The 18,110-nt window shown below is 47.0% G+C and carries 15 protein-coding genes; 8 read left to right on the top strand and 7 right to left on the bottom strand.

Annotation, left to right across the window (positions count from 1 at the left end):
• The first annotated feature begins 9 nt into the window (after nucleotides 1–9).
• From atpA to glmU, 5 genes are all read left to right on the top strand, one after another.
• The gene (gene atpA, locus OCU46_RS13830) at nucleotides 10–1,551 is read left to right on the top strand and encodes a F0F1 ATP synthase subunit alpha (protein WP_141273334.1); all 1,542 of its coding nucleotides are present in this window, start codon (nucleotides 10–12) and stop codon (nucleotides 1,549–1,551) included.
• Between the two features lie 44 nt (nucleotides 1,552–1,595).
• Nucleotides 1,596–2,462, top strand: coding sequence for a F0F1 ATP synthase subunit gamma (gene atpG, locus OCU46_RS13825; RefSeq protein ID WP_141273332.1), 867 nt, complete (start codon nucleotides 1,596–1,598; stop codon nucleotides 2,460–2,462).
• 34 nt (nucleotides 2,463–2,496) lie between these two features.
• Nucleotides 2,497–3,900: a F0F1 ATP synthase subunit beta gene (gene atpD / locus OCU46_RS13820; protein ID WP_102334861.1), complete on the top strand. Its 1,404-nt coding sequence runs from the start codon at nucleotides 2,497–2,499 to the stop codon at nucleotides 3,898–3,900.
• 18 nt (nucleotides 3,901–3,918) lie between these two features.
• Complete coding sequence (locus OCU46_RS13815; RefSeq protein ID WP_141273330.1) at nucleotides 3,919–4,341, top strand: F0F1 ATP synthase subunit epsilon; 423 nt, start codon at nucleotides 3,919–3,921, stop codon at nucleotides 4,339–4,341.
• A gap of 201 nt (nucleotides 4,342–4,542) precedes the next feature.
• Entirely contained in the window at nucleotides 4,543–5,907 is a 1,365-nt protein-coding gene (glmU, locus tag OCU46_RS13810; RefSeq protein ID WP_141273329.1) for a bifunctional UDP-N-acetylglucosamine diphosphorylase/glucosamine-1-phosphate N-acetyltransferase GlmU, read from the top strand.
• A 78-nt stretch (nucleotides 5,908–5,985) separates the two neighbouring features.
• Here the strand turns inward: glmU and OCU46_RS13805 are convergent, their stop codons facing one another.
• Nucleotides 5,986–6,705, bottom strand: coding sequence for an amino acid ABC transporter permease (locus tag OCU46_RS13805; protein WP_208733578.1), 720 nt, complete (start codon nucleotides 6,703–6,705; stop codon nucleotides 5,986–5,988).
• A 115-nt stretch (nucleotides 6,706–6,820) separates the two neighbouring features.
• Between OCU46_RS13805 and OCU46_RS13800 the strand changes: the two genes are divergently transcribed.
• On the top strand, nucleotides 6,821–7,597 hold the full coding sequence (locus OCU46_RS13800; protein ID WP_141273325.1) for a transporter substrate-binding domain-containing protein: 777 nt from the start codon (nucleotides 6,821–6,823) through the stop codon (nucleotides 7,595–7,597).
• 54 nt (nucleotides 7,598–7,651) lie between these two features.
• Here OCU46_RS13800 and punC read toward each other — a convergent pair whose 3' ends face one another.
• Nucleotides 7,652–8,830 (bottom strand): purine nucleoside transporter PunC, encoded by a 1,179-nt coding sequence (gene punC / locus OCU46_RS13795; protein ID WP_141273323.1) that lies wholly within the window; start codon nucleotides 8,828–8,830, stop codon nucleotides 7,652–7,654.
• Between the two features lie 106 nt (nucleotides 8,831–8,936).
• On the opposite strand from punC, the gene punR reads away from it, so the two are divergent.
• Entirely contained in the window at nucleotides 8,937–9,842 is a 906-nt protein-coding gene (gene punR / locus OCU46_RS13790; RefSeq protein ID WP_141273321.1) for a DNA-binding transcriptional activator PunR, read from the top strand.
• Between the two features lie 55 nt (nucleotides 9,843–9,897).
• Here the strand turns inward: punR and ilvA are convergent, their stop codons facing one another.
• Genes ilvA through ilvG form a run of 5 tightly spaced genes read right to left on the bottom strand, consistent with a single transcriptional unit; the run spans nucleotide 9,898 to nucleotide 16,184 of the window.
• On the bottom strand, nucleotides 9,898–11,430 hold the full coding sequence (gene ilvA / locus OCU46_RS13785) for a threonine ammonia-lyase, biosynthetic (RefSeq protein WP_141273319.1): 1,533 nt from the start codon (nucleotides 11,428–11,430) through the stop codon (nucleotides 9,898–9,900).
• A gap of 4 nt (nucleotides 11,431–11,434) precedes the next feature.
• Entirely contained in the window at nucleotides 11,435–13,276 is a 1,842-nt protein-coding gene (gene ilvD / locus OCU46_RS13780; protein ID WP_141273317.1) for a dihydroxy-acid dehydratase, read from the bottom strand.
• Between the two features lie 9 nt (nucleotides 13,277–13,285).
• The gene (gene ilvE, locus OCU46_RS13775; RefSeq protein ID WP_141273315.1) at nucleotides 13,286–14,230 is read right to left on the bottom strand and encodes a branched-chain-amino-acid transaminase; all 945 of its coding nucleotides are present in this window, start codon (nucleotides 14,228–14,230) and stop codon (nucleotides 13,286–13,288) included.
• Nucleotides 14,231–14,241: 11 nt separating this feature from the next.
• Nucleotides 14,242–14,526 (bottom strand): acetolactate synthase 2 small subunit, encoded by a 285-nt coding sequence (ilvM, locus tag OCU46_RS13770; protein WP_141273313.1) that lies wholly within the window; start codon nucleotides 14,524–14,526, stop codon nucleotides 14,242–14,244.
• Nucleotides 14,527–14,537: 11 nt separating this feature from the next.
• On the bottom strand, nucleotides 14,538–16,184 hold the full coding sequence (ilvG, locus tag OCU46_RS13765; protein ID WP_141273311.1) for an acetolactate synthase 2 catalytic subunit: 1,647 nt from the start codon (nucleotides 16,182–16,184) through the stop codon (nucleotides 14,538–14,540).
• Between the two features lie 398 nt (nucleotides 16,185–16,582).
• Between ilvG and OCU46_RS13760 the strand changes: the two genes are divergently transcribed.
• A complete protein-coding gene (locus OCU46_RS13760; RefSeq protein WP_141273309.1) occupies nucleotides 16,583–18,109 on the top strand; it encodes a YifB family Mg chelatase-like AAA ATPase in 1,527 nt (508 codons plus the stop codon).
• Nucleotide 18,110 lies beyond the last annotated feature (1 nt).

Below are 18,110 nucleotides of genomic sequence, written 5' to 3'. Positions count from 1 at the left end.
GATTGGAGCATGCAACTTAATTCCACGGAAATTAGCGATCTAATTAAACAACGTATCGAATCTTTCGAAGTTGTTAATGAAGCTCGCAACGAAGGTACTATCGTTTCGGTAAGCGATGGCATCATTCGTATCCACGGCCTTGCAGAAGTTATGCAAGGCGAAATGATTGAATTACCGGGTGGCCGTTACGCGCTAGCACTTAACCTCGAGCGTGACTCGGTTGGTGCGGTAGTAATGGGCCCATATGCTGACCTACAGGAAGGCATGAAAGTAACAGGTACTGGTCGTATCCTTGAAGTACCAGTAGGCCCAGAACTACTAGGTCGTGTTGTAAACACACTTGGTGAGCCTATTGATGGTAAAGGTCCGATCGAAGCGAAACTAACTTCTCCTGTAGAAGTAATCGCTCCGGGCGTTATCGACCGTAAGTCGGTAGACCAACCTGTACAAACTGGTTATAAGTCAGTTGACTCAATGATCCCTATCGGTCGTGGTCAGCGTGAACTTATCATCGGTGACCGTCAGACTGGTAAAACAGCGATGGCAATCGATGCCATCATCAACCAGAAAGATTCTGGTATTTTCTCAATTTATGTAGCAATCGGTCAGAAAGCTTCAACCATCGCAAACGTGGTTCGTAAGCTGGAAGAATCTGGTGCACTAGCAAACACTGTTGTAGTTGTTGCTTCTGCGTCTGAGTCTGCTGCACTGCAATACCTAGCGCCTTACGCTGGTTGTGCAATGGGTGAATACTTCCGCGATCGCGGCGAAGACGCTCTAATCATCTATGATGATCTGTCTAAGCAAGCGGTAGCGTACCGTCAAATCTCTCTACTACTGAAACGTCCACCGGGTCGTGAAGCATTCCCAGGTGACGTATTCTACCTTCACTCTCGTCTACTAGAGCGTGCTGCTCGCGTAAACGAAGAGTATGTAGAGCGTTTCACTAAGGGTGAAGTAAAAGGCAAGACTGGTTCTTTGACTGCTCTTCCTATTATCGAAACCCAAGCTGGTGACGTATCAGCATTCGTACCTACAAACGTAATCTCGATTACTGATGGCCAGATCTTCCTTCAAACTGAACTATTCAACGCAGGCGTACGCCCAGCTGTTGACCCAGGTATCTCGGTATCTCGTGTAGGTGGTTCAGCGCAGACTAAGATCATCAAGAAACTGTCTGGTGGTATCCGTACAGCACTAGCTGCATACCGCGAACTAGCAGCATTTGCTCAGTTCTCTTCAGACCTTGATGAAGCGACTAAGAAGCAACTTGATCACGGTGCAAAAGTGACAGAACTGATGAAACAGAAGCAATACGCTCCTATGTCAGTTTTCGACCAAGCACTAGTTATCTTTGCTGCTGAGCGCGGCTTCCTAAATGATGTAGATCTTCACAAAGTTCTAGATTTTGAAGCAGCTCTACTGTCATACGCTCATGGTCAGTACGCTGATCTAGCGGAAGAGATCAACCAAACGGGTGCTTACAGTGACGAGATTGAAGCTCAGCTTCAGAAGATCGTAACTGACTTTAAAGCAACCCAAACCTGGTAATTGGTTGGTGACTTGAAAGAGTCACCTACTAACGGAGAGTAACGATGGCCGGCGCAAAAGAAATACGTAATAAAATCGGTAGTGTTAAAAGCACACAGAAGATTACGAAAGCTATGCAAATGGTGGCCGCTTCAAAAATGCGTCGCTCGCAAGATGCGATGGGAGCGTCCCGACCATATGCAGAAACAATGCGTAAGGTGATCGGTCATTTGGCTAGCGGTAGCCTAGAGTACAAACATCCGTACCTAGAGGAACGCGAAGCCAAGCGTGTTGGTTACATCATAGTTTCTACCGACCGTGGTTTGTGTGGTGGCTTGAACATTAACTTGTTCAAAAAAGCTATCTTAGACATGCAAACTTGGAAGGAAAGTGGTGCTGAAGTTGACCTTGCCGTTATCGGCACGAAGGCGACAGCATTCTTTAACAACAGTGGCGCTAAAGTGTCTGCTCAAGTTTCTGGTCTAGGCGATGAGCCAAGCCTTGAAGACTTGATCGGTTCTGTAGGCGTAATGCTGAAGAAATATGATGAAGGTGAGTTGGATCGCCTTTTCATAGTGTTCAACAAGTTTGTAAACACTATGGTTCAAGAACCAACGATCGATCAATTACTGCCTTTACCTAAATCAGACAGCGAAGAGATGCAACGCGAGCATCAGTGGGACTACATTTACGAGCCAGAGCCAAAACCTCTGCTTGATGCACTTCTGATTCGTTATATCGAATCAAGCGTGTACCAAGGCGTGGTTGAGAACCTAGCTTGTGAACAGGCCGCTCGAATGATGGCGATGCAAGCAGCAACGGATAACGCAACTAACCTGATTGAAGATCTAGAGCTTGTTTATAACAAAGCTCGTCAGGCTGCGATTACCCAAGAGCTATCAGAAATTTGTTCTGGTGCCGCTGCGGTTTAGTTTTAGGACAACGAATTAGTTTAGAGGATTAACAATGGCTACAGGTAAGATCGTAGAGATCATCGGTGCAGTAGTCGACGTAGAGTTCCCACAAGGCGAAGTACCACGTGTATACGACGCACTAAACGTAGTTGACGCTCCAGAACGTCTAGTTCTTGAAGTTCAGCAACAGTTAGGCGGTGGCGTAGTTCGTACTATCGTAATGGGTAGCTCAGACGGTTTACGTCGTGGACTAGATGTTACAAATTCTGGTGCTCCAATTACAGTTCCAGTAGGTACTAAAACTCTTGGTCGTATCATGAACGTTCTTGGTGACGCGATTGATGAATGTGGTGATATCGGTGCTGAAGAGCATTACGAAATTCACCGACCAGCACCTAGCTACGAAGATCAGTCGAACGCGACAGAACTTCTAGAAACAGGTGTAAAAGTAATCGACTTGGTTTGCCCATTCGCTAAGGGTGGTAAAATCGGTCTATTCGGTGGTGCAGGTGTAGGTAAGACCGTTAACATGATGGAACTTATCAACAACATCGCACTTCAGCACTCAGGCCTATCTGTATTTGCGGGTGTAGGTGAGCGTACTCGTGAGGGTAACGACTTCTACTACGAAATGCAGGAAGCAGGTGTTGTAAACATCGAGAAACCTGAAGAATCTAAAGTAGCAATGGTTTACGGTCAGATGAACGAGCCACCGGGTAACCGTCTGCGCGTTGCACTGACAGGTCTAACCATGGCGGAGCGTTTCCGTGATGAAGGCCGTGACGTACTGTTCTTCGTAGATAACATCTACCGTTATACCCTTGCGGGTACAGAGGTATCGGCACTTCTAGGTCGTATGCCATCTGCGGTAGGTTACCAGCCAACTCTTGCAGAAGAGATGGGTGTACTACAGGAGCGTATCACGTCAACGAAGACTGGTTCTATCACATCTGTACAGGCGGTATACGTACCTGCGGATGACTTGACTGACCCGTCTCCGGCAACAACGTTTGCTCACTTGGATGCAACGGTTGTACTTAGCCGCAACATCGCAGCTATGGGTCTATACCCTGCGATTGACCCACTGGATTCAACATCTCGTATGCTTGATCCATTGGTTGTTGGTCAAGAGCACTACGACGTGGCTTCAGGCGTTCAAACTACGCTACAGCGCTATAAAGAGCTAAAAGATATCATCGCAATCCTAGGTATGGATGAGCTTTCTGAAGAAGATAAGCAAGTGGTATCTCGTGCACGTAAGATTGAGAAGTTCCTTACTCAGCCTTACCACGTAGCGGAAGTATTTACTGGTGACCCAGGCGTTTACGTACCTCTTAAAGAGACACTACGTGGATTTAAAGGCCTACTAGCTGGTGACTACGATGACATTCCAGAGCAAGCATTCATGTACTGCGGTAGCATTGATCAAGCTCTAGAGAACGCTAAGAAGCTATAAGTCTGATTAGGAGGCAATATGGCAGCAATAACCTTTCACCTTGACGTGGTAAGCGCAGAGAAAAAACTCTTTTCTGGGCGCGTAGAAACGTTCCAGGTGTCCGGTAGCGAAGGTGAGCTTGGTATTTTCCATGGCCACACCCCGCTGTTGACCGCTATTACTCCTGGTATGGTTCGCATCGTTAAGCAACACGGCCACGAAGAGTTCATTTATGTCTCTGGTGGTATCGTTGAAGTTCAGCCAGGTACAGCTACTGTACTGGCTGATACAGCAATCCGTGGTGAAGATATCGATGCTTCCAAAGCAGAAGAAGCCAAACGCAAAGCTGAGGAGAGTATTCATAATCAGCACGGCGACATGGACTTTGCTCAGGCAGCCAGTGAATTGGCTAAAGCGATTGCTCAAGTACGAGTTGCAGAACTTACGAGAAAGCGTCGCTAATAACATTAGCCATAGCGTAACGATAAAGGTGACCCTAGGGTCACCTTTTTGTTTAAGTGCTTAAACATTATTCATCGGTTAATATATAGCTCAGTGGCTTCTGGATGCTGCGCGAGAAGCGCGTGTCATCCTGAGGTCACTTATTTATATAATAATGGGTCAAACCAATAAAAATTCACGATCAGTTTCAAGGAAAAAGTGATGAACAATTTCAGTGCCGTCATTCTGGCAGCGGGTAAAGGTACTCGCATGTACTCAAAGAAGCCAAAAGTACTGCATACACTGGCAGGCAAACCAATGGCTAAACATGTTATCGATACATGTGTTGGTTTAGGCGCAAACAATATTCATTTGGTTTTTGGCCATGGCAGTGACCAGATGAAGGCAGCGCTTGCTAACGAACCAGTCAACTGGGTTGAGCAAAAAGAGCAATTGGGTACAGGTCACGCTGTTGATCAAGCATCACCACATTTTTCTGATGATGAGAAAGTAATGGTGTTGTACGGCGATGTTCCTCTTATCACTAGTGAAACTGTAGAAGCACTTCTTGATGGGCAACCAGAAGGCGGTGTAGGCCTGTTAACCGTAGTTCTAGATAATCCTATGGGTTACGGCCGCATCGTTCGTGAGAATGGCTCTGTGGTTGCTATTGTTGAACAAAAAGATGCAACAGAAGAGCAGAAAGCCATCTGTGAGATTAACACGGGTGTTCTTGTGGCTGATGGCAAAGACCTGAAGCGCTGGTTGTCGAACCTAAGCAACGACAATGCTCAGGGTGAATACTACCTAACAGACATCATTGCTGCTGCGCACAATGATGGCAAACAGATTCAAGCGGTTCATCCTGCGAGTGCTATTGAGGTTGAGGGTGTCAATGATCGCCGCCAACTAGCACGCCTTGAGCGCGCGTTCCAACAAATGCAAGCGGACAAACTGTTAGAGCAAGGCGTTATGCTTCGTGATCCTAACCGTTTTGACCTACGTGGTACGCTGCAATGTGGTATGGATGTAGAGATCGATGCCAACGTGATTATCGAAGGCAGCGTGACTATTGGCGACAATGTCGTGATCGGTGCAGGTTGTGTACTAAAAGACTGTGAAATCGATGACAACACGGTAATTCGTCCTTACTCTGTAATTGAAGGCGCAACCGTGGGTGAAGAGTGTACTGTTGGTCCATTCACACGTCTTCGTCCAGGTGCTGAGATGCGCAATGACTCGCACGTAGGCAACTTCGTAGAAGTGAAAAATGCACGTATTGGTGAAGGCTCTAAGGCTAACCATCTGACTTACCTTGGTGATGCAGAGATTGGCCAGCGCACCAACATTGGCGCGGGTACTATTACTTGTAATTACGATGGTGCAAACAAATTCAAAACCATTATTGGTGATGACGTGTTTGTTGGTTCTGACAGCCAATTGATTGCTCCAGTGGCTATTGCTGATGGTGCAACCGTGGGTGCTGGCTCGACAGTCACTAAAGATGTGGGTGAGAATGAACTTATTATCTCTCGCGCTAAAGAGCGTCGCATTGCAAACTGGCAGCGCCCAACTAAGAAGAAATAATACGCCTATTTCTTTTTGCTGAATAAAGAAAACCCCGCTCATAGCGGGGTTTATTGTTTTTAGGGAGATTGATAATTCTTAGTGACTAGGGATAGCGTAGCGCTTTTCTAGCCAGCGGACACCTTGTGAGACTGCCAGAATCAAGATCAAATACTCCAGTACTAGGAAAGTATAGATCTCCAAAGGTAAGTACTCATTAACCACCAACTCATTGGCTCGCCTAGTAAGGTCACTCAAACCAATAACACTCACCAATGATGACATCTTCAATATGTAAACAAACTGATTGCCTAATGGCGGCAGAATTTGACGTAATGCTTGAGGGAAGATAACCAGTCGCATGGTCTTCCAATAACTAAGACCTAATGCATGAGCGGCTTCATGTTGACCACGGTGAATAGCTTGAATACCGCCTCTAAATACCTCTGCCATAAAGGCACTTTCCGCTATTGAAAGAGCAATAACACCAGCCCAATAGTGATCAAGAGAAATATCCATCAGAGTGGGAAGACCGTAGTAAACCCATAGCAATAATACTAATACCGGAATGGAGCGAATTGACTCCACATAGACTCGATTAATGCCCCTTACGTAAGGGCTTTTAGAGAGCGCTGGCATGGCTACAACAAAGCCAATTAACATGGCAAAAAACATGCTGATTAAAGAAATGCTGATAGTGGCACTAAAGCCATCGGTCAGAAACTTGAGATTCGTCATTCCCTGTTCGGTGGAGGGGTCGAGTACATACCATCCCCACTCATAATCTGAACAACCTGTGAGCATCAAACAACAGAGCATCACAGTCAGAGTATTAAATTTCAAAATATGCCCATCCTTAAGCACACAATTGTGTATAACCTGTTATGGTAACAATAACATCAAACAAACGTTACTGCTTTTAAAAGGATTTATGATGAAGAAGTTACTTTTGGCGTTGGGCCTTTCTATTCTGTCACTTTCACCAGCAATGGCTGAAACCAGCCGACTACAAGAGATATTAAACAAGGGAGTGCTAAGGGTTGGCACTACTGGTGATTGGAACCCAATGACCATGAAAAACCCTGCGGACAACAGCTACCGTGGCTTTGATATTGATGTGACGACGGAGCTGGCCAAAGATTTGGGTGTGAAGGTTGAGTATGTCGCCACTGACTGGAAGACACTGGTTAACGGTATAACAGCTAATAAGTACGACATTACCGGCAGTGCATCGCTAAATATGTCTCGCGCTAAGGTGGCAGGTTATAGCCAGCCTTATTTCTATTTGGCATTCGTACCTGTCGTTCCAAAAAAAGACCTAGATAAGTACTCTGATTGGGCCGATTTCAATCAGCCAGACATCAAGGTTGCCGCTACGCTGGGTACAGTGCAAGAGAAGATGGTGAAAGAGTTCTTCCCAGACGCGCAACATATCGTTATTGAAGCGCCAGCTCGTGATTTCCAAGAATTATTGGCTCGACGAGCGAATGTATCCGTGACCTCAAATGTCGAGGCTGCCACGCTGGTGGAGAAGTTTAAACAACTGGCGGTAGTTCCGGTTGAAGAACCAAAGAACCCAACACCAATCTCAATGCTATTACCACAAAACGACCAAGTATGGATTAACTACGTTAACCATTGGGTTGAGTTAAAAACGACTCAAGGATTTTTTGATAAAACGGCTAAGAAGTGGGGCTTGACCAGTTTGTAGTGAGCTAGTTTCTAATAAGAGAAAGGGAGCGATGAATCGCTCCCTTTTTTGATCTTACTGAGCTGTTGCTTCGATCATATCCGTTCTTTTACGCGTTAGCAGAATGCCACCAGCCAGACCGACTAGACAGATGATCATAGTCCAACCTGTGGCCACAAGGGCTTGTTGAGCGAACAACGCCACCAGCATACTTGCCATGCTACTGACACAGATCTGAATGCTATTTTGCAGTCCAGCAGCGGTTGCAGGGCTGTTTTGCGCACTCGAAAGAGCACGGTTAACCACGATAGGATAAAGCGCACCGTTAGCCACGGCTACAAAGCAAAATGGCAAAAGAACCGGCCAGATAGAGGTTAATGTACTTTGGCTAGCAATAAATACAGCGACAACTGCCAGCGTAAATAGCATTAGAAGTAGTGGCAATACTTTGCCATCACCATAGCGCTCTACAGACTTCTTGCCTACATAGCCACCGACCATAAAGGCGATCGTTTGTGGGATAAAGCTCATACCGATATCTTTTGCCGAGTAACCCAGTTGAGACATGATCTCTGGCATTCCGGTTAAATAGGCAAAGAACACCGCAGAGGTCATTGAGAATATGATCACATTGCCGATAAAAGTGCGGTTCTTGGCAAGAGAGAGCAGATCAGACTTAAGAGAAACGCTCTTAACTGGTTTGGCTTCTTTTGGCTGTCTCGCTGTGATGAACAGCAATATTGCGCCAATCATGGCTAACGCAACGAAGATACTTTCCCAACCTAGAGTCGTATTTAGTAACACTCCTAACTGAGGAGCGAGTGCAGGCGACAAAGCGACAAGAGGCATAATGGATGCGAAGATTCGTTGACGGTCATCGGCGCTGTAGCGCTGAATCACCATGGCTTGCCAAATAACGGTCGGGGCACACACACCAATCGCTTGAATAAACCTAAATACCAATAGCTGAGAAACCGTAAAGCTTAAGCTGATACCAATAGACGCAACGGTAAAGATCGCCAGACCTAGCGCTAGAGTGCTTCGCAGACCAAATCGATCAGAAAGGATACCCCATGCCAATTGGCCAACCGCCAGACCAACCAAAAAAATGCTTAAAGACAAAGCGATAGGCTCAGGGCCCGTGGCAAAGTCGGCTTGCAGAGTTTGGAATGCAGGCAGGTACATATCGGTGGCGATAAAGCCAAGCATAGAGAGTAGGGCCAAGTAACCCATTTGTAATTTGCTGACGGACATTGGAAACCATTTCAGAGAATTTATTTGTTGTCGGGCATTCTAAATTGGCTTAATCAACAAATTAAGCGCTAAAATATGTAGTTATCTATCAAAAAATTTGAAAGCTATGTTATCTCAGAAGAACTTTGAATTATTAGACGTGGTTGCTCGTCTTGGTAGCTTTTCCGCTGCGGCTGAATATTTGCATAAGGTGCCATCTGCAGTGAGCTATTCGGTGAGGCAAATAGAGCTTGAGCTTGATGTGTTGCTGTTTCGACGTTTGCCTCGAAGGGTTGAGCTTACGCCTGCAGGGGAGATCTTCCTTGAACAAGTGCGTTCTATGCTACGTCAAATTGAAGAAGCTAAGGCTCAAGCCAAGCGCACCGCTCAAGGTTGGCAACAAACCTTGAAGATCACTCTCGATAACATAGTGAAACTGGATAATCTGCAGCACCTAATTGATGATTTCTATAAGCAGTTTGATTTTGCTGAACTGCAGATCAACATGGAGGTATTCAATGGCTCCTGGGAGGCCATAGCCCAAGAGCGGGCGGATATTGTGTTAGGTGCTACCTCTGCCATTCCAGTCAGCGGAGATTTCGGTATCAAGGATATGGGGAAAATGAATTGGGTATTTGTGTGTTCTCCATTACATCCACTGACCAAGAAGTCCAGCCTGAAGGTTGAAGATGTGGCGGCATACCCTAGTGTGAGTCTGGATGATACCTCTAGAGTCCTTCCAAAGCGGCATCAGACGCTGTTTACTAATCAAAGGCGACTTCTTACACCTAACTGGCATACCGCTATACGATGCATTAAAGAGGGCGTTGGTGTTGGATTTATGCCAGAGCACATCGCTAAGGCCTTGGTGAGCAATAAGGAGCTTGTCACACTTAGCATCGATTTTCAGGCTCCGCCGAGTGAGTGCTGTATGGTGTGGCGAAAAGACAGCAGCAATAAACTGATCGAGTGGATGCTTAATTATCTCGGTGATGAGAATAAGCTGCATCAAGACTGGATTATGAGCGAATAAAAAAGCAGCCCGTAGGCTGCTTTGGCAATAGGATGACGTAGAAGTCAGCTAAGCGTTAGCTAAGAAAAAAGCGGTAGGATGGATTATCCGACTCATCTTTATATCCATAGCCCAGCTCTTCTAAGTGACTAGAGAAGCGTTCAATATCATCTTCTGTCAGCTCAAATCCACACAGTACGCGACCGTAATCGGCACCATGGTTACGATAATTAAATAGGCTGATGTTCCAGTGAGTACCGAGCGTGCTTAAGAACTTAACTAAAGCACCTGGGTATTCTGGGAACTCAAAGCTGTATAAGCGCTCTTGCAGTGGTTTCTTCGGTTTACCACCGACCATATAACGCACGTGCAGCTTCGCCATCTCATCGTCGGATAAATCAACCACAGGGTATCCACCCTGTTGCAGATCCGCGATGATGCTATCGAGTTCAGCTTGTCCTTCAAGTAAGCGAACACCGACAAAAATATTCGCTTGCTCGTCATCGTTGTAGCGGTAGTTAAACTCTGTTACCGCACGACCACCGATCAGGTTGCAGAATTCAAAGAATGCGCCCTGACGTTCTGGGATAGTTACCGCAAGTAGACCCTCACGTTTTTCACCCAATTCACAGCGCTCTGAAACATAACGCAAGCCATGGAAGTTGGTGTTTGCACCAGACAATACCGTGGCAAGTTTCTTGTTTTTCAGATCATTTTTCTCTGCGAATTTCTTCAACCCAGCCAGTGCTAATGCACCAGAAGGCTCAGCAATAGCGCGAGTATCCTCGAAGATGTCTTTAACTGCTGCGCAGATTTCATCGCTAGATACTGTAATGTGCCCATCGATATTCTCGTTGCATAGACGGAAGGTTTCGCTACCGATCTGTTTAACAGCAACACCATCAGCGAACATGCTGACTTGATCTAGGGTAACCGGTTGTCCTGCATCCAAAGCCGCCTTTAAGCAGGCAGAATCTTCAGGCTCAACCGCAATAACCTGGATGTTAGGCATGAGTTGCTTAACCAATACCGATACACCAGCAGCTAAACCGCCGCCGCCAACAGGGACAAAGATATAATCCAAGTGACCATTTTGCTGGATCATCTCCATACCAATCGTACCTTGCCCGGCAATCACGAGTGGGTGATCAAACGGAGGCACAAAGGTATAGCCGTGCAGCTCAGCAAGACGCTCGGCCTCAGCCTTAGCTTCATCAAAGTTACTGCCATGCAGTACAACAGTGCCACCGAAAGCGCGAACCGCGTCTACTTTGATATCTGGCGTTGTTTTTGGCATTACGATGGTGGTATTGATGCCAAGTTTAGTACCAGAGTACGCCATGCCTTGAGCATGGTTTCCAGCAGATGCCGCGATGACGCCTGCGCGTTTTTGCTCTTCCGTTAGGCTAGCCACCATATTGTAGGCGCCACGCAATTTGAAAGAGTGAACCGGCTGGCGGTCTTCTCGTTTTATCTGAATGTCATTGTGTAATCGCTCCGATAAACGAGGCATGTCTTGCAACTGGGTAACCGTAGCTACCTCATAAATCGGTGCACGCAGAACTTGGCGCAGATAATCTGCGCCAGACAGTGGGGTAGTAAGACTCATAGTCTTACTCCTCAAACTTAGACTTATCTCTTACCGCGCCTTTATCTGCACTGGTTGCCATGCTTGCGTAGGCTTTAAGAGCAAACGAAACAGAGCGTTCACGAGACACAGGTTTCCAACCCAACTTGTCTTGGGTCTCACGGCGATCAGCAAGTTCAGATTCAGATACAAGTAGCTCGATGGTGCGGTTAGGGATATCGATAGCGATTTGGTCGCCCGATTGTACTAGACCGATAATGCCACCAGCAGCTGCCTCTGGAGAAGCGTGACCGATAGATAGACCGGCTGTACCGCCAGAGAAGCGACCATCAGTTAGTAATGCACACTCTTTGCCAAGGCCCATAGACTTCAGGTAAGTCGTTGGGTACAGCATTTCTTGCATGCCTGGACCGCCTTTAGGACCTTCGTAGCGAATAACCACTACATCACCAGATTTCACCTTGCCACCTAAGATACCGTCAACGGCGTCTTCTTGGCTTTCAAACACAACAGCAGGGCCAGTGAATTTCAGAATGCTTTCATCTACGCCTGCGGTTTTAACGATACAGCCATCCAGGGCAATGTTGCCCTTAAGAACCGCTAAACCACCGTCTTGGCTATAGGCATTTTCTTTGCTGCGGATACAGCCTGCTTCTCGGTCGTCATCTAGAGACTCCCAGCGACAGTCTTGAGAGAAAGCCTTAGTGGTGCGGATACCAGCAGGGCCTGCACGGAAGAAGGATTTTACATCCTCAGATTCCGTTTGCATGATGTCGTATTGTGCAAGCTGCTCATCCATTGAAAGATCAAGAACAGTGCGCGCTTCGTTGTTTAATAGGCCAGCACGATTCAACTCACCCAAGATGGCCATTACACCACCTGCACGGTGCACGTCTTCCATATGATATAGCGGGGTTGATGGTGCTACCTTACATAGGTTTGGTACGCGGCGAGACATCGCATCGATATCTTCCATGGTAAAGTCAACGTCACCTTCTTGAGCTGCTGCGATAAGGTGCAATACGGTGTTGGTCGAGCCACCCATAGCAATATCCAGAGCGATGGCGTTTTCAAATGCTTTCTTACTTGCGATGTTACGAGGCAATGCTGACTCGTCATCCTGCTCGTAGTAGCGCTTGGTAAGTTCTACGATGCGCTTACCTGCATTGATGAACAGGTTTTCACGGTCTGCGTGAGTAGCAAGCATAGAGCCGTTACCAGGCTGAGAAAGACCAAGTGCTTCCGTTAGGCAGTTCATCGAGTTTGCTGTGAACATGCCAGAGCAAGAACCACAGGTAGGACATGCGCTACGTTCAACTTGCTCACTTTGCTCGTCAGATACCGTTGGATCGGCACTTTGCATCATGGCATCAACAAGGTCTAGCTTGATTAGCTGGTCTGAAAGCTTGGTTTTACCCGCTTCCATTGGACCACCAGAGACAAAGATGACAGGAATGTTTAGGCGCATAGAGGCCATTAGCATCCCTGGAGTGATTTTGTCACAGTTTGAGATACACACCATAGCATCAGCACAGTGTGCATTAACCATGTACTCTACAGAGTCAGCGATGAGCTCGCGTGATGGTAGAGAGTACAGCATGCCGCCGTGACCCATAGCGATACCATCATCAACGGCGATGGTATTAAATTCTTTAGCAATACCACCTGCTTTTTCGATTTCTCCGGCAACCAGTTGGCCCATGTCTTTAAGGTGAACGTGCCCCGGTACGAACTGAGTAAATGAGTTTACGACAGCGATAATCGGCTTACCGAAATCTTCGTCTTTAACTCCAGTTGCGCGCCATAGTGCGCGTGCGCCAGCCATGTTTCGGCCGTGAGTAGTCGTTGCGCTGCGATAGATTGGCATAATTCTTCCTTATTTCTCTGCGTCAGCTGGGTAAACGTAATCTAACCAGCCCCATTTATCTTCAGTTGTGCCATTAAATAGGCCAAAGTATGTCTCTTGTAGATCTTTCGTGATTGGACCGCGCTTACCTTCGCCAACCTGAATTTGGTCAACAGAACGAACAGGAACGATCTCTGCAGCCGTACCGGTCATGAAGATCTCATCTGCTAGGTATAAGGCTTCACGAGCGATATTTGCTTCTACAATTTCATAGCCTTTATCGCGAGCCAAAACCATGATTGAATCACGAGTGATACCAGGTAGGATTGCCGCTGTTGCTGGTGGAGTGATGATAACGCCATCTTTTACCACAAAGATGTTTTCGCCAGCGCCTTCAGATAGGTAACCATCAACACTTAGTGCAATACCTTCATCGTAGCCGTGACGACGAGCTTCGCCACCAACAAGCAGTGAAGATAGGTAGTTACCGCCAGCTTTAGCCGCTGTTGGGATAGTGTTTGGTGCTGCGCGATTCCAGCTAGAGATCATAGCGTCAACGCCATTTTCTAGAGCTTCTTCGCCTAGGTATGAACCCCATGGGAAGGCTGCAATGATCAGCTCCATTTCAGAATCGACCGGTGGACAAACACCCAAGCCAACATTGCCAACAAAGCCTAATGGGCGAATGTAGGCACTTTCTAGTTTATTCACGCGAATGGTTTCGCGGGTTGCTTCCATGATTTCTTCAATCGTGTAAGGAATAGGGAAGCGATAGATTTTCGCTGAGTTCTTAAGGCGCTTTGCGTGTTCTGGATGACGGAAAACAATTGGGCCTTTAGGGGTGTTGTAACAACGAACACCTTCGAATACTGAAGTACCGTAATGCATTGCATGAGTGAGCACGTGTACGTTGGCTTCTGCCCACGGAACCATTTCACCGTTAAACCAAATAAAATCTGCTGTCTTTGTAGCCATTGCTGCTTTCCTTATGCGCTCACTTTGTGCTGTAAATTGTTGTTAGGGAGTTCGTTGTTGTCGATTTTAGTGACATCTACGCTAATCACATCCCACAGTTTTTCAATCTGATTAGTTAAAAATGTGATGGGACGTTCACTGTCGACAATGATCTCCACACTGGCGATCTTGCTCTGATGATTCTGTGTGCCCGCAACCTGGCGAACGATAAAACCGCGGTGGCGGACAACACGCAATACACGCTCCAGCAATACTGGCTTATCATCCGCTTTAATATCTAGTAAGTATCTTTCCATGGTTGCCTCTATTAGGTGTTCTCTAGCATGTCTTCATTGGATGCACCTGGTGGTACCAATGGCCATACGTTTTCTTCTTCATCAATAAGTACGTGTAGTAGGTAAGCTGTTTTGCTCTCTAGCATTTCTTTCAATGCAGGCTCTACTTCTTCTTTCTTAGTGATGGTTTTTCCTGGAATATCGAATGCTTTGGCTAGCATGATAAAGTCAGGGTTATCATCAAGAATCGTCTCGCTATGGCGACCATCAAAGAACAAGGATTGCCATTGGCGAACCATGCCCAAGCGTTGGTTATTGATTAAGACCATCTTTACCGGGATCTGGCGACGCTTCAGAGTGCCAAGTTCTTGCACGTTCATCATGAACGAGCCATCACCTGAGATAAGAATAGATTGGTCATCAGGTCTTGCTACCGCTGCGCCCATGGCCGCTGGCAAACCAAAGCCCATGGTGCCTAGACCCGCTGATGAGATAAAGTTTTGAGGGTCACGAGGCTGAATGTGCTGTGCTGCCCACATTTGGTGCTGACCCACATCGGTCGATACCATTGAGCTATCTGGCATCATGTCCGATAGTTGCTTCATCAATAGTGGAGCAAAGATTAAATCACCTGGGTGGTCATAGCGCCATTTGAAGCCACTACGCAGACTCTCACAGTGATGAACCCAAGGAGTAATGTCATTTTCTAGGTGTAATTGCGGTAAGATTTCACGCATATCCCCACGCAAGATAGAGTGAGCATGACGCAGCTTGTTGAACTCTGCTTTGTCGATATCTAAATGGATAATCTTGGCGTGTGGTGCAAATGTATCTAATTTACCCGTCACTCGGTCATCAAAGCGTGCGCCAACCACGATGAGTAGGTCGGCCTCTTGCACAATAAGGTTAGCCGCTTTAGTGCCATGCATTCCTAGCATGCCTAAATAGTGCGGATCGTGACGCTCTATAGTTCCCAACCCCTTTAGGGTACTTACTGATGGCATCGGGTTATCAGCTAGAAATTGACGAACGGTATCCGTCGCTTTAGCCAATTGAACACCACCACCTACATACAACACTGGACGACGACTCTCACGCAGTAGTGCTTGAGCTAGGCGGTAATCCTCTGGCTGAGGTACGGGCATCATTGGTTGCTGGAACGCAGGGAATTCGGTATCTGGAGCTTGCGCTAGCTGAACGTCTTTGGCGATATCAACGATAACAGGTCCTGGGCGTCCTGCTTTTGCTACCTCAAAGGCTTCAGCCAGTGTTGGAGCAAGGTCGTTAATATCAGTCACTAGATAGCTGTGTTTGGTACAAGAGAGAGACATACCGATCACATCCATTTCTTGGAATGCATCGGTACCGATGTGAGAACTGGCAACCTGTCCGGTGATCGCAACAACAGGAACAGAATCAAGGAAGGCATCAGCAAGACCCGTTACTAGGTTGGTCGCGCCTGGTCCTGAAGTCGCCATACACACTGCAACATCTTGTGTTGAGCGAGACATGCCGATAGCAGCCATTGCTGCACCTTGCTCATGTCGGCAGAGGATATGCTCAACGCCACCATCGTACAATGCGTCGTAGATTGGCATGATTGCTCCGCCAGGATAGCCAAAGATGGTCTTAATTCCTTGCTGGCGAAGTGCTTCTACTACTAATTGTGCACCCGTCATTGGCGTTCTCCCTGTAATGCGGCAAATTGCTGCCTAGTTGTGTTCTCAGTCTTACTGCACATCTTGTGCTCCATTTTCCAATCGTTGTCTCAATGAGACCTTTAAAACTAAAAAAAAGCCCCCGAACTTTTCAGTGCGAGGGCTTGTAAATCTTGCTGTGCTAATTTGCGCCTACTCGCCCTCGCGCGGTGTGAATAATCACCACGACAATCAGGTTCACCAGAGAAAGTAGTCGAAGAGTAGGTTGCATAATTCCCAAATAAAGTTGCACAGTGCTTATGCCATTAGTGGTATCACAATTTCTTGCGGCATGACAAGGAAAAACTCATTCTTTTTTCACTTACTCACAACATGTATACGGTCTAAACCCTATTAGGGGGCGTTAATTTTGGTGCTTTATGGGACTAGCAATAGTACATAGTCGAGCAAGCTTGGGAGTGTCTGCACCACCTGTCACTGTTGAGGTGCACATAGGTCCTGGCATGCCCGGCTTTCACCTAGTAGGGCTTGCAGAGACTAGTGTTAAAGAGTCCAAGGACAGAGTGCGAAGCGCAATTTTGAACTCTAAGTTTTTATTTCCGAGTCGTAAAATTACCGTTAATTTAGCACCGGCGGATCTACCCAAAGATGGCGGTCGATTTGACCTTCCTATTGCCATAGGCATCCTAGTGGCGAGTGAACAAATCCCGTTAGAAAAGCTGAGTGATACAGAGCTGTTGGGCGAGTTGGCTCTTTCAGGAGAACTGCGTCCGGTTAAAGGTGTTATCTCAGCGGCAATCGCGAGTAACGATAATCGGCGAACGCTCATCACCCCCTATCAAAATGCTAAGCAGGTACGCTTGGTTGATGAACAGAGCAACCTATCAGCTCGAAGCTTATTGCAGGTGGCAGCGTACTTAGCCTCCCAGCAGCAACTGGATTTAGAGTGTGAGCCTGAGTTGTCCACCTATTCTGAGTCTGAATTGGATATGCAGGACATCATAGGGCAGCAGCAAGGAAAGCGAGCTTTAGAAATAGCAGCTGCAGGGCAGCACAACCTGCTTTTCATTGGTCCTCCGGGTACAGGAAAAACCATGCTTGCATCGCGTTTACCTGATCTCATTCCGCCTATGAGTAAGCAAGAGGCACTGGAGGTGGCAAGTGTAGCCTCATTGGTTGGGTCCGACTTAGACAGTGCTACATGGCGAAAACGCCCTTTTCGAGCTCCTCATCACTCTAGTTCTATGGTGGCGTTAGTCGGAGGAGGATCCTTTCCTAAGCCTGGCGAGATTTCTCTAGCGCACAACGGTATTCTTTTTTTAGACGAGCTTGTTGAGTTTGAAAAGCGAGTGCTTGATGCTCTTCGTGAGCCATTAGAGGCGGGGCAGGTCGCCATTTCTCGCGCATCAGGAAAAACCAGTTTCCCCGCTAGGTTTCAGCTTATCGGAGCCTTAAATCCTAGCCCCTCAGGGTTCTATCAAGGCAGTCAGTGCCAGCATACCCCTCAGGCAATACTTAAGTATTTAGGTCGAATATCAGGCCCATTTTTAGATCGCTTTGATATGTCTGTAGAGATCCCTTTGTTGCCATTAGGTACATTGAGTGAGGGCGGGGATCGAGGTGAAACCACAGAGGATTGTCGCAAGAGGGTGAGCATCGCTAGAGAGACCATGCTTGCTCGTGCAAATAAGCCTAACGCCTTGCTAACCAATAAAGAGATAGAATGGCATTGCAGTCTTGTAAAAGAGGACGCCGAGTTTCTGGAGTTTGCGATTGCCCGTTTAGGCTTATCTATTCGAGCTTATCATCGAATTATTCGAGTGGCGCGGACCATTGCTGATTTGGAGCAGTCAGAGAGTATTCAAAAGCATCACCTCAGCGAAGCGCTAGGCTATCGCTCTATGGATCGGCTGTTGCGATCGCTACATCAACAAATAGCGGGATGAA

This window comes from Vibrio comitans (genome assembly GCA_024346835.1).
Classification (GTDB): domain Bacteria; phylum Pseudomonadota; class Gammaproteobacteria; order Enterobacterales; family Vibrionaceae; genus Vibrio; species Vibrio comitans.
The sequence above is the reverse complement of the archived record's forward strand: the minus strand, read 5'-3'. Positions and strand labels throughout refer to the sequence as shown.

Excerpts from the sequence above, each read along its gene's own strand:
- atpA (WP_141273334.1), top strand. The coding sequence starts at position 10 with ATGCAACTTAATTCCACGGAAATTAGCGATCTAATTAAACAACGTATC.
- atpG (WP_141273332.1), top strand. The coding sequence starts at position 1,596 with ATGGCCGGCGCAAAAGAAATACGTAATAAAATCGGTAGTGTTAAAAGC.
- atpD (WP_102334861.1), top strand. The coding sequence starts at position 2,497 with ATGGCTACAGGTAAGATCGTAGAGATCATCGGTGCAGTAGTCGACGTA.
- OCU46_RS13815 (WP_141273330.1), top strand. The coding sequence starts at position 3,919 with ATGGCAGCAATAACCTTTCACCTTGACGTGGTAAGCGCAGAGAAAAAA.
- glmU (WP_141273329.1), top strand. The coding sequence starts at position 4,543 with ATGAACAATTTCAGTGCCGTCATTCTGGCAGCGGGTAAAGGTACTCGC.
- OCU46_RS13805 (WP_208733578.1), bottom strand. The coding sequence starts at position 6,705 with ATGCTCTGTTGTTTGATGCTCACAGGTTGTTCAGATTATGAGTGGGGA.
- OCU46_RS13800 (WP_141273325.1), top strand. The coding sequence starts at position 6,821 with ATGAAGAAGTTACTTTTGGCGTTGGGCCTTTCTATTCTGTCACTTTCA.
- punC (WP_141273323.1), bottom strand. The coding sequence starts at position 8,830 with ATGTCCGTCAGCAAATTACAAATGGGTTACTTGGCCCTACTCTCTATG.
- punR (WP_141273321.1), top strand. The coding sequence starts at position 8,937 with ATGTTATCTCAGAAGAACTTTGAATTATTAGACGTGGTTGCTCGTCTT.
- ilvA (WP_141273319.1), bottom strand. The coding sequence starts at position 11,430 with ATGAGTCTTACTACCCCACTGTCTGGCGCAGATTATCTGCGCCAAGTT.
- ilvD (WP_141273317.1), bottom strand. The coding sequence starts at position 13,276 with ATGCCAATCTATCGCAGCGCAACGACTACTCACGGCCGAAACATGGCT.
- ilvE (WP_141273315.1), bottom strand. The coding sequence starts at position 14,230 with ATGGCTACAAAGACAGCAGATTTTATTTGGTTTAACGGTGAAATGGTT.
- ilvM (WP_141273313.1), bottom strand. The coding sequence starts at position 14,526 with ATGGAAAGATACTTACTAGATATTAAAGCGGATGATAAGCCAGTATTG.
- ilvG (WP_141273311.1), bottom strand. The coding sequence starts at position 16,184 with ATGACGGGTGCACAATTAGTAGTAGAAGCACTTCGCCAGCAAGGAATT.
- OCU46_RS13760 (WP_141273309.1), top strand. The coding sequence starts at position 16,583 with ATGGGACTAGCAATAGTACATAGTCGAGCAAGCTTGGGAGTGTCTGCA.